Source organism: Erythrobacter sp. (assembly GCF_038133525.1).
Lineage (GTDB): Bacteria > Pseudomonadota > Alphaproteobacteria > Sphingomonadales > Sphingomonadaceae > Qipengyuania.
The window spans coordinates 1-11335 of sequence record NZ_JAYPTL010000075.1; the positions used below are offsets into that span (position 1 = coordinate 1).

The 11335-nt window shown below is 61.8% G+C and carries 12 protein-coding genes and 1 tRNA gene; 7 read left to right on the forward strand and 6 right to left on the reverse strand.

The genetic code is table 11. From position 1 onward, the window contains the following. From AAFM29_RS15055 to AAFM29_RS15070, 4 genes are all read left to right on the forward strand, one after another. Window positions 1-703, forward strand: a 703-nt coding sequence (locus AAFM29_RS15055) for a transketolase C-terminal domain-containing protein (protein ID WP_341713603.1), incomplete at its 5' end; no start/stop codon positions are given. Between the two features lie 124 nt (window positions 704-827). After that, window positions 828-2111 (forward strand): dihydrolipoamide acetyltransferase family protein, encoded by a 1284-nt coding sequence (locus AAFM29_RS15060; protein WP_341713604.1) that lies wholly within the window; start codon window positions 828-830, stop codon window positions 2109-2111. A gap of 35 nt (window positions 2112-2146) precedes the next feature. Next, window positions 2147-2737, forward strand: coding sequence for a YdeI/OmpD-associated family protein (locus AAFM29_RS15065; RefSeq protein ID WP_341713605.1), 591 nt, complete (start codon window positions 2147-2149; stop codon window positions 2735-2737). A 189-nt stretch (window positions 2738-2926) separates the two neighbouring features. After that, a tRNA-Asp gene (locus AAFM29_RS15070) sits at window positions 2927-3003 on the forward strand. A gap of 12 nt (window positions 3004-3015) precedes the next feature. On the opposite strand, the gene AAFM29_RS15075 is transcribed toward AAFM29_RS15070, so the two are convergent. From AAFM29_RS15075 to AAFM29_RS15100, 6 genes are all read right to left on the reverse strand, one after another. Beyond that, on the reverse strand, window positions 3016-4086 hold the full coding sequence (locus tag AAFM29_RS15075; RefSeq protein ID WP_341713606.1) for an MBL fold metallo-hydrolase: 1071 nt from the start codon (window positions 4084-4086) through the stop codon (window positions 3016-3018). Then, complete coding sequence (locus AAFM29_RS15080) at window positions 4083-5531, reverse strand: MFS transporter (protein WP_341713607.1); 1449 nt, start codon at window positions 5529-5531, stop codon at window positions 4083-4085. Before AAFM29_RS15080 ends, AAFM29_RS15075 begins: the two co-directional genes overlap by 4 nt. A gap of 52 nt (window positions 5532-5583) precedes the next feature. After that, window positions 5584-5799, reverse strand: a complete 216-nt coding sequence (locus tag AAFM29_RS15085) for a DUF2842 domain-containing protein (protein ID WP_341713608.1) — start codon at window positions 5797-5799, stop codon at window positions 5584-5586. Continuing rightward, a complete protein-coding gene (locus tag AAFM29_RS15090; protein WP_341713609.1) occupies window positions 5796-6371 on the reverse strand; it encodes a 5-formyltetrahydrofolate cyclo-ligase in 576 nt (191 codons plus the stop codon). The genes AAFM29_RS15085 and AAFM29_RS15090 overlap by 4 nt, the downstream gene beginning before the upstream one ends. Before the next feature lie 219 nt (window positions 6372-6590). Further along, entirely contained in the window at window positions 6591-6920 is a 330-nt protein-coding gene (zapA, locus tag AAFM29_RS15095; protein ID WP_341713610.1) for a cell division protein ZapA, read from the reverse strand. Further along, window positions 6917-7123, reverse strand: a complete 207-nt coding sequence (locus AAFM29_RS15100; RefSeq protein WP_341713611.1) for a hypothetical protein — start codon at window positions 7121-7123, stop codon at window positions 6917-6919. The genes zapA and AAFM29_RS15100 overlap by 4 nt, the downstream gene beginning before the upstream one ends. A 183-nt stretch (window positions 7124-7306) precedes the next feature. Here AAFM29_RS15100 and tkt point away from each other — a divergent pair, with 183 nt between their 5' ends. The 3 genes from tkt to pgk form a co-directional block, all read left to right on the forward strand. After that, window positions 7307-9307, forward strand: coding sequence for a transketolase (tkt, locus tag AAFM29_RS15105; protein WP_341713612.1), 2001 nt, complete (start codon window positions 7307-7309; stop codon window positions 9305-9307). A gap of 15 nt (window positions 9308-9322) precedes the next feature. Continuing rightward, window positions 9323-10330, forward strand: coding sequence for a type I glyceraldehyde-3-phosphate dehydrogenase (gene gap / locus AAFM29_RS15110; RefSeq protein ID WP_341713613.1), 1008 nt, complete (start codon window positions 9323-9325; stop codon window positions 10328-10330). Between the two features lie 10 nt (window positions 10331-10340). Then, a partial coding sequence (gene pgk / locus AAFM29_RS15115) for a phosphoglycerate kinase (protein ID WP_341713614.1) occupies window positions 10341-11335 on the forward strand: 995 nt, incomplete at its 3' end.

Sequence of the window (11335 nt, forward strand, 5' to 3'; positions counted from 1 at the left end):
CTCGGCGGGCGAATATATCGCGCCGATGACGGTCCGCTCGCCCTTCGGCGGCGGCATTTTCGGCGGGCAGACGCACAGCCAGAGCCCCGAGGCGATCTTCACCCATGTCTCGGGCCTCAAGACGGTGATTCCGGCGACGCCCTACGACGCCAAGGGGCTGCTGATCTCGTGCATCGAGGACAACGACCCGGTCATCTTCTTCGAGCCCAAGCGCATCTATAACGGCCCGTTCTCCGGCTATTACGACAAGCCGGTGCAGCCGTGGAAGAAGTTCGACGCCAGCCTGGTGCCCGAGGGATATTACAAGATCCCGCTCGGCAAGGCGCGGCAGGTCACCGAGGGCGAACAGCTCACCATCCTCGCCTATGGCACCATGGTCCATGTGGTCGAGGCGGTGTGCCGGGAGAAGGGCGTCGAGGCCGACATCCTGGACCTGCGCACGCTGGTCCCGCTCGACATCGAGGCGATCGAGGCGTCGGTCGAACGCACCGGGCGCTGCCTGATCGTCCACGAGGCGACCCGCACCAGCGGTTTCGGCGCGGAACTTTCGGCGCTCGTCACCGAACGCTGCTTCTATCATCTCGAAGCCCCGGTCGAGCGCGTGACCGGCTTCGACACGCCTTATCCCCACAGCCTCGAATGGGCCTATTTCCCCGGCCCGATCCGCATCGGCGGGGCCATCGACAAGATATTGAGCGAATGAATTCAACACCGTCCCAAGTCATTGCGAGGAGCCGCAGGCGACGCGGCAATCCAGCGCGCGACGGGACTGGATCGCCGCGGCCCGTCCGGGCCTCGCGATGACTTAGGAAGAGCGAGAAACCGCAATGGCAAAGTTCACCTTCAACATGCCCGATATCGGCGAAGGCATCGCCGAGGCCGAAATCGTGCAGTGGCACAAGCAGGTCGGCGACACGGTCAATGAAGACGAGGAATTCGTCGACATGATGACAGACAAGGCGACCGTGCCAATGGAAAGCCCGGTCACCGGCAAAATTCTCGAGATCGCCGGCGGCGAGGGTGATATGGTTTCGATCGGCTCGATGCTGGTCGTGATCGAGGTCGAAGGTGAGGCGCCTGAGAACGCCAAGGAAGAAGCGGCCCCGGCACCCAAGGCGGCCGTGGTCGAAGAGCGGATCGAGGTCGAGACCTCCGATGCGAGCGATGCCGACGACGCGCTGGCTGCCGATCCTCGACCTGAACCGCTACCCGCACCAACCCCGGCACCCGAACCAATGGTCCACGCCAAGGTTCTCGCCACCCCCGCGGTGCGTAAGCGTGCGAAAGATCTCGGCATCGACCTTGCCCAGGTGAAACCCGCCGAAGACGGGCGCATTCGCCATGGTGATCTCGATGCCTTCCTGTCGTACAACTCTGGGTATGGCGCTGCTGCACCGAGCCGTTCGGACGAGCAGGTAAAGGTTATCGGCATGCGTCGCCGCATCGCCGAGAATATGGCGGCATCGAAGCGCAACATCCCGCATTTCTCCTATGTCGAGGAATGCGATGTGACTGCGCTCGAAGAATTGCGCGCGCAGCTCAACGCCAATCGCGGCGACAAGCCCAAGCTGACCATCCTGCCGCTGCTGATCACCGCGATCTGCAAGACCCTGCCCGATTTCCCGATGATCAACGCGCGCTATGACGATGAAGCGGGCGTGGTCACGCGCTACGGCTCGGTCCATATGGGCATGGCGGCGCAGACCGATGCGGGCCTGATGGTCCCGGTCATCAAGGATGCGCAGGCCAAGAACCTGTGGCAGCTCGCGAACGAAATCACCCGGCTTGCCGAGGCTGCCCGGACGGGCAAGGCCAAGGCTGAGGAGATGCAGGGCGGTACGCTGACCGTGACCTCGCTGGGTCCGCTCGGCGGCGTGGCTACGACCCCGGTCATCAATCGCCCCGAAGTCGCGATCATCGGCCCCAACCGCATCATCGAACGCCCAATGTTCGTGCCCGATGGCATGGGCGGCGAACGCATCGACAAGCGCAAGCTGATGAACGTCTCGATCAGCTGTGACCATCGCGTTGTCGATGGCTGGGATGCGGCGAGCTTTATCCAGGCACTCAAGAAGCTGATCGAAAGTCCGGCACTTATTCTCGTCGCCTGAGTGGGCTAGCATGGAGCCTCCCAAGGGAGGCTGCCATGAAGACTGATCCTCGTGTCGATGCATACATCGCCAAGGCCGCGCCATTTGCGCGGCCCATTCTCGCGCGCCTGCGAGCGGTCGCACATAGTGCCCTTCCTGAGGGAGAGGAGGGTATCAAGTGGGGCATGCCGCACTTCCTTCTGGCAGGGAAGAACGTTGCCGGGATGAGCGCATTCAAGGCGCATTGCGCATTTATCGTCCACGGCGAAGGGCGCCAGGGAAGCGAAGGCGGCATGGGGGCCTACGGCAAGATTACTTCGATGGGTGACTTACCCACGGAAACCGAATTGAGAGCCGCAATAGCTGCTGCGGCGCGACGGGTAGAAACGCATGGGAGCGCAACCAAGGGACGGGCAAGACCTGCCCCAAAACCTGAAATCCCAATGCCCGATGACTTCGCGGCGAGACTGGTGGATTCGCCCAGGGCCCTTGCGATATTTGACGCCCTGGCACCGTCGCATCGACGCGAATATCTGGAATGGATAACCGATGCAAAACGGGCGGAGACGCGCGCTCGACGAATCCAGCAAGCGATCGAATGGTTAGCTGAAGGCAAGAAGCGAAACTGGAAATATGAAGGATGCTGACTGGCTCGATCTGGGTCGTTTCTTGCGTGTAAGACCTGCTCCGGAGCCGTTGCCGCCTGCGAATGCGAGGGCATGGAATTGGAACAGTGGAAGGGCGTTGCAAATCCGCAAAAAAAGCGCCGCAATCGGCATTGACAGGACTCAGAGCCTGCCTTAGTGGCGCGGCTCCCAAGCGGTGCAACGCTTCAAGCGGGTGTAGCTCAGTTGGTTAGAGTGCCGGCCTGTCACGCCGGAGGTCGCGGGTTCGAGCCCCGTCACTCGCGCCACTTGGGACTTTCCTAAAGCAGATCAGTGAATTCGATAGTCTTGCCCTTTGCGGGCAAGCTGACGAGCAGACCGTCGTTTCCGACCCGCAGATCTCCCTCGAACAGATCCGGCGCGTTCCCCAGAAACGCCCGTTCGACCGGTCGGATGGGCGGAGCCGGGACAAGGTGATACAAGACCAGTGCCCGAGCCCCAGCCTGGTTTGCGACCTCGGCGGCCTGCTCAGGCGTCGTATGGTAATCGGGTATATCGGACATGATCTTGGCCCCATCGCTGTTGCCATGGTCGGCCAATGCATTGCCAATCTTACCTACCATTTGCGGGTTGAGCGCCTCGTGGAACAGCACGTCCGCTCCCTTTGCAAAAATGGCGAGTTCAGCCGATTGCTTGGTGTCGCCACTGATTACCAGCGACCGACCGCCGTACTCGATACGATAGGCGAACGCATGATCGACTGGCTGGTGGTCGACCGGCAAGGCTCGAATCGTCACCCCGTTGGAACGATAGACGGTGGAGCCAGTGGTGGATGGATCAATGATGCGCACATCGCCGCCAAACCCGCCCGGTCGTGCAACCTCGGGGCCGTGATGGGCGATGCGATAACCGCGATCGATGGCATAGGCTTGCATGAAGCCTTCGACGACTTGATCGGTACCCTGCGGCCCGAAGATCGGTAGTGGTCTATCCCGCCCTCCGGCCATCCATGCCTGCAGCATGAGTTCTCCGAATCCGTCGATATGATCCGAATGAAGATGGGTCAGGAAGGCAGCCTGCAAACGGTCCATCGGGAAGCCCATCCGCTGCAATTTGCGTATCGAGCCTGATCCAGCATCGAAGACGAATGCCTCTTTACCCGCGAGGACTGCAACACAGGGCCCCGCGCGTTGGGCATCGGGCAGGGGAGAGCCGCTGCCGCAAAGATAGGCGTGGATGCCATCGGGCAGCGCCGCGGTCGGATCCTGGCCGACATTTCTCTCGACCGTTCGATCAAACAGATAGGTGCCGATCTGCGCCTGCCCGAGCCAGCCGGCAGTTACGGCCAGCAGCGCGATGACCAAGGTGGCTGCCAGTATCTTGCGGGTCATCGGGCATCGCCTCGTGCCGCAGCGATCTTGCTCAGGTTTTCGAGATGTCCTTCCTTGTCGATGCGATAGCGTGAGACGAAGAACAGGGCGCTCAACCAAAGGAAGAGAAGCGAAGGGGCGTAATACATTCCCAGCTGGCGAAGAATTTCGGGAGATACGCTTTCAGGCGGTGCACCGTCGGGAAAGGCAATGGCAGAAAGGATCATGCCAGCGGCCAGCACACCAAGACCTTGTGTAGTCTTCCGGGTGAAGGTCATCGCTGCGTAATAAACTCCTTCTGCGCGGCGCCCGGTCTTGACCTGGTTCGATTCGACCAGGTCGGCGATCATGGAAAAAGCGACTGCCGTGACGGCGATGATCAGCGAAAGGTCGATGATATTGATCGTAAGGACCAGCGGAAACAGCAGTGGGTCGCCATTTGCGGGCATCAGGCCAAGAAGACGGAACAGAACTGGTGCGGGTTGTATGGTGAAAGCGAGCACACCCAGCACGATTGTCGCCTTTTTCTTGCCCATTCGACGCGTGGCAAAGGGCGCGATCATGGCACCCAGCAAAGCGGAGACGAAAACCATGCAGGTCCAGATGAAGATCTGGACCTCGCTGAAGCCCCAGAAGTAGTTGAGCATGATGAAGGCCAGCGCGGCAGACAATCCTGTCGCGATCGCGAACAGAATGGTGGCTGCGAACAGCGCCAGGAAGCTCTTCTCGCTCAGCGTCTCGATCATTTCGCGGAATATCCGCCGCGCGCTGAAGCGCTCCGTAGGGATCGGCGGCTGGTGGAGGTGAGGAATGCGGGTGTGGGTACCTAGTGCAGAAGTCAGGATCGTGAGGAAGATCAGGCCGCTAGCGATGATACCATACGTGGCGTAGGCATCGCGGTCGCGCATGCCGAGTGGCCCGGCGAGCAGGATACCGAACATCAGCACGCTCATCACATTGCCACCTGCCCAGCCGAAAAACAGGCGGTAGGATTGCAGGCTGGTCCGCTCCTCATAGTCGGTGGTAAGTTCGGGGATCAGCGCTGAACTGGGTGTCTCGTAAAAAGTGATGAAAGTCCGGATCGTCACTGCGAGCACGGTGAGATAGACGAACAGACCCATCTGACTGAGTTCGGGAGGGTCCCAGAGCAGGAAATAGCTCAAAGCAACGGGGATCGCAGAAGCATACATGAACGGATGGCGACGGCCCCATCGGGAGCGCATGTTGTCGGACCAGTAGCCGACCAGAGGATCGCTTATTGCGTCCGCTACCAGAGCTATCAGCAGAGCCAGGCCGACCAAGCCCGGCTCCAGACCCACTACGGTTCCGTAAAACAGCAGCAGAAAGTAGTCGAAGCCGTTGTTCTTGATTCCGAACGCGGCCGCGCCAGACCCATGCGCCAGTTTAAGCCATACCGAAGGCTTCTCCTGCGCATCAATCAATGCGCCACCCCTCATGGAATCCATCCAGTGCCTCTCCTCTGCCAGGCAGGCTAGGGGAGGCGGGCATCCTTGGCAATCATCGCCAGCGGCCGGTTTCCATCCAGGCCAGGAAACCGCGCATGGGCAAAAGCCAGGCGAGGCCAAAGGCGATGTAGACGAGGGTCTGGATCAGGGTTGGCCACCCCTCGATAATTTCCGGAACATAACGCGCGACTACGAGGCCGTAGATTGCAAGAAACAAGAGTAAGCCAAGCAAGCCTACCGGGATGCGCCAGGTGGGTTCGGTCCTCATGCGAAGGGTCCGTATATGCGAGTGGGGGTGACGACGGCCGCGAGAGGCTGGTCATGTGGTTCGGACGGAAGCGCTTCGACTAGCTGGCAATCCCACGCAAGCCCGATTGCGGTGGTGTGTGGGCGCGCAGCGAGCCAGCGGTCATAGTGCCCCCCGCCCTGGCCCAGGCGGGCGCCTGATGCGGTAAAACCCAGAAGCGGGACGAAGACTATGGACGGTTCGGTTGCGGCTGCATCGGCGGTCGGTTGCAATAGGCCGTAGGGACCGATCTCGAGGTCGGTTTCCTCGAATGGATCGGCGAAATCCGCGAACTCCATTGGCGCATCGCGATGCGTAAAGCGAGGCAGGGCCAGCGGATGCCCGTTCTCGAAGAAGAAGCGCGCATAGGAAGCCGCAGGGGCCTCAAAGGGATTTGCGCGGTAAAGACCAACAGTCGCGCCATCGGGAATGACTTCGAGCAGCGGTGCCGGCGGTCGATGGAAGAGCAGGCCACGTACTGAATCGGGCAGCGCAGCGACGTGATCACGGCGGGCCGTGCGCAGGATCTGGCGAAGCTCGGTCTTGGTTGTCACGCCACGCCCCTAATACGCTGGTCAGTTCCGGGAAAGTGGCGGGACCACCATGGGTCGGTTGCCGGAGAAATCCTCTGACGCCTCAACGTCAGGTGGGCGCCGTTTGCCCCAATCTCCAGGACGAACCCGCAAACCGGGGTAGGGACAGCTCCCTTGGATTGCTTATAGCCTCAGGGATATTCATGCAGCTCGTGCCGGGCAGCCCCGCCAAAAGTGTATCTAGGCGCTTGTGGTCGCGCCCTCAAGAACCTGCGCTGCGTTTTCGAGTGCCCCGGCGAGCCGCTCGAGCTGTCCCGCAAGCCGCTCTGCGTCGAAATCCGGGTCGGCATCGGCCGCTTCGCCGGCTTGTTTCTGGGCCTCGTCGAGCTCGTCAGCCAGCAGTAGCGCCGCGAAAAGCAGGTTCTTGGCTTCCTGGCTCGACAGGTTGGCACCCATCGAGCCCAGCTTGGAATCGATCACGCCGGCAAGGCGCTGGACATGCGCTTCCTGGCCGTCCTGGCAGGCAACCGAATACTTGCGGCCGCCCACCTCGAGCATAACGTCGCTCATCCTTCCAGCCTTTCGATCAGCGAGTCGAGTTCGGCGAGGCTGGCATCGACGATTTCGCGTAGCGCCTCGTGGCGCTCGACCAATTCGGCAGGGGGACGATCGCGAGAGGGATCCGCATGCCGGGCAAGCGCCGCCTGCGTTTCGATCCGGGCGAGGGCGGCATCGATCCGCTCCATGGCCTGAGAGATTCGCTGCGAACTCATGACACAGATGGATATCAATTTTGGTGCACGCTGGCAAAGGGTTGGGGCAGGCTGTTGATAACCGGGTTGAGGCCTTTGCGCTCACCGCAGGGCAAGCAGGCCCGCGCGCGCCTTGACCTACCGCTTCCCCTCCGCAATGGCGGGCCCGCGTCGAATCGACCCCAAATCCCGGAGAGCAAACGAATGAGCCTTCCCACCGCACGCATGGCCCGGATGGCCAACGCCATCAGGGCGCTTTCGATGGATGCGGTGCAAGCGGCGAATTCGGGACATCCCGGCATGCCGATGGGCATGGCCGATGTCGCCACGGTGTTGTGGACCGAGTTTCTCAAGCATGATCCGAAGGCCCCGCATTGGGCCGATCGCGATCGCTTTGTGCTTTCCGCCGGCCACGGCTCGATGCTGATCTACAGCCTGCTCAACCTGTCGGGCTACGCGCGTCCGACGATGGATGACATCCGCAATTTCCGCCAGCTTGGCAGCCCTTGCGCAGGCCATCCGGAAAACTTCCTGCTCGAAGGTGTCGAATGCACCACAGGACCCCTCGGCCAGGGCCTGGCCATGGCAGTGGGCATGGCAATGGCAGAGCGACACCTCAACGCCGTTTTCGGAGATGAGCTGGTCGATCACCGTACTTGGGTGGTCGCCGGTGACGGTTGCCTGATGGAGGGAATCAACCACGAGGCGATCGGCCTGGCGGGGCATCTCAAGCTTGGCCGCATGAACGTGTTGTGGGACGACAACCGCATTACCATCGATGGCGATACGGACCTGTCGACCAGTGAAGATATTAAGGCTCGCTACGAAGCGACCGGATGGCATGTCACAAGCTGCGACGGGCACGATTTCGACGATATCCGTCGGGCGCTGAACGAAGCGCAGGCCGATCCCCGTCCGTCGCTGGTGGCTTGCCGTACCGTGATTGGCAAGGGCGCGCCCAACAAGCAGGGAGGCCACAATGTCCATGGTGCGCCGCTCGGAGCCGACGAAGTGGCCGCGGCCCGCGAGTATCTTGGTTGGGATGCAGCGCCATTCGAAATTCCGGCGGATATCCTGGTCGATTGGCACGCCACTACCGAGCGTGGACAGGCAGTTCATGCGGAGTGGCAAGCGCGGCTCGCTTCCGACGCCGGACGGCGGGCGAAGTTCGAAAGCCACATGGCAGGCATTGGCGACCGCGCAAGCCCGGCACTCGAAGCCTATGTGCGCGATCTCGCCGCTAACCCCAAGATCGTTGCGACCCGTAAGGCGTCGGAGATGGCGCTGGGCCCCCTTACCGAACAGCTGCCGCAGCTGGTCGGCGGCTCGGCCGATCTTACCGGATCGAACAACACCAAAACTGCTTCGACGGCACCATTCTCAGCTGACGACTACAGCGGGCGCTACGTCTATTACGGCATCCGTGAATTCGGCATGGCTGCCGCGATGAACGGCATGGCGCTGCACGGCGGGGTGGCGCCATATGGTGGTACCTTCCTGATCTTCAGCGATTACTGCCGCAACGCGATCCGTCTCTCGGCCTTGCAGCAGATCAATGTCACCTATGTCCTGACGCATGACAGCATCGGGCTGGGTGAGGACGGGCCGACGCACCAACCGATCGAACAGATCATGAGCATGCGCCTGATCCCCAACCTCAACGTCTATCGCCCCTGCGATACGATCGAGACCGCGGAATGCTGGGCCCTAGCGCTCGAGGCACCGAAAACTCCGGCAGTCCTGGCGCTGAGCCGCCAGAACCTTCCCCAGTTGCGTGGCGAGGGTGATGCTGACTGGAGCGCAGCCACCAACCGTTCGGCCAAGGGAGCCTATCGCCTGAAGGGAGCCGACGCTCCGCGCAAGGTCGTGCTGGTGGCAACCGGTTCGGAAGTTGCGGTGGCCATGGAATGCGCAGCCAAGCTTGAAGAGCAGGGCGTGGGTGCCGATGTGGTCTCGATGCCTTGCATGGAACTCTTCGCTGCGCAGGACGCCGCCTACCGTGCAGACGTATTACCCACCGATGCGCTGAAGGTTTCGATAGAAGCGGGCGTCACGCAAGGCTGGGAGCGATTCATCGGCGACAACGGCCTGGCGATCGGCATCGACCGCTTCGGGGCTTCGGCACCCGCGGAGGAACTGTTCGCGAAATTCGGTATCACCGCGGAGGCAATTGTCCCGCAAATCTTGAACAAATTGAACGGCTAAGCAGGAGCTTCTTTCATGGCGACCAAGGTTGCAATCAACGGTTTCGGACGTATCGGCCGGCTTGTGGCTCGCGCCATTCTGGAGCGTACAGATCACAATCTCGAGCTGGTCAGCATCAATGACCTGGCGGATACGCGCTCGAACGCGCTGCTGTTTGGATTCGACAGCACTCACGGCCGTTTCCCCGGCACCGTGGAGGTCGACGGAGACAATCTGGTGATCAATGGCCGGCACGTTCGCGTCACCGCCGAGCGTGATCCCGGCAAGCTGCCGCATGGTGAGATGGGCGTCGACATCGTCCTTGAATGCACCGGATTCTTCCAGTCGGACGAGGCCGCCCGCCCGCACATCGCTGCTGGTGCCAAGCGCGTCGTAATCTCGGCGCCGGCCACCGGCGTGTCCAAGACCATCGTTTTCGGGGTCAATCACGACACGTTGACAGCCGATGACGACGTCATCTCGAACGCCAGCTGCACCACCAACTGCCTCGCTCCGGTAGCAAAGGTGCTCAACGATCTCGTCGGGATCGAGCGTGGTTTCATGACCACTGTCCACAGCTACACCAATGACCAGCGCATGCTCGACCAGATTCACAGCGACCTGCGTCGTGCGCGCGGCGGCGCCCAGAACATCATCCCGACCACCACCGGTGCAGCGCGCGCGGTGGGCCTGGTCCTGCCCGAGCTCAAGGGCAAGCTGGACGGATCGTCGGTCCGCGTGCCGACGCCGAATGTCAGCCTTGTCGACCTGACCTTCGTCCCGGGTCGCGATACCACCGCAGAAGAGCTGAACGCCGCTCTGAAGGCTGCGTCGGAAGGTGCGATGAAGGGTGTGCTCGCCTATACCGACCAGCCGCTCGTCAGCAGCGATTTCAACCACGAGCCGGCCAGTTCGACTATCGACAGCTTGGAAACCTCGGTGCTCGAAGGAAAGCTGGCCCGTGTGGTCAGCTGGTATGACAACGAATGGGGCTTCTCGAACCGCATGATCGACACCACGGGCGTGGTGGCCAGCCTGCTCTAAGGATCGACTGATGGCCGGCTTCAAGACACTCGACGATCTTGGCGATATCAGGGGCAAGGTCGCGCTGGTACGCGTCGACCTCAACCTGCCTATGAACGAGGGTCGCGCGAGTGACGTGACCCGCGTCGAGGCGGCGAAGCCGACCATCCTCGAACTGAGCGAAAAGGGCGCAAAGGTCCTGCTACTCGCCCACTTCGGCCGCCCCAAGGGCGCGCGCCACTCGACCATGAGCACCAGCATGGTGCAGGGCGATGTCGAGCGCGTGCTGGGCAAGGAAATCATGTTCATCCCGGAAGTGACGGGTCCTGTCGTCGAACAGGCCGTGGGTATCCTGGGGCCCGGCGATATCGGCTTGCTCGACAATGTCCGCTTCTGGCCGGGTGAGGAAGCCAACGACCCGGAATTCGCCAAGGGCATCGCCGCAATCGGCGACTTCTACGTCAACGATGCCTTTTCCGCCGCACACCGCGCGCACGCGACGACCGAAGGAATTACCCACTTCTTGCCGTCCTACGCCGGGCGGGCGATGGAGGCGGAACTGCGGGCGCTCGATGCCGCGCTGGGCGATCCCGAAATGCCGGTCGCAGCGGTCGTTGGCGGCGCGAAAGTATCGACCAAACTCGATGTGCTCCACAATCTGGTGGGCAAGGTCCAGCACCTGATCATCGGTGGCGGCATGGCCAACACCTTCCTCGCCGCCAAGGGCGTCGATGTAGGCAAGTCGCTGTGCGAACATGACCTCACCGCAACGGCCAGCCGGATCATGGACGAAGCCGATCATGCGGGTTGCACGGTGCACCTGCCCTATGACGTCGTCGTGGCAAAGGAATTCGCCGCCAACCCGCCGTCGCTGCGTATTTGCAACGTCCATGAGGTGGCGGCGGACGAGATGATCCTCGACGTCGGGCCGCTTGCGGTCGAGGCGTTGGGTGACGTGCTCAAGACCTGCCGCTCCCGGGTGTGGAATGGTCCGCGGGGAGCTTTCGAGATTGAGCCTTTCGAGGC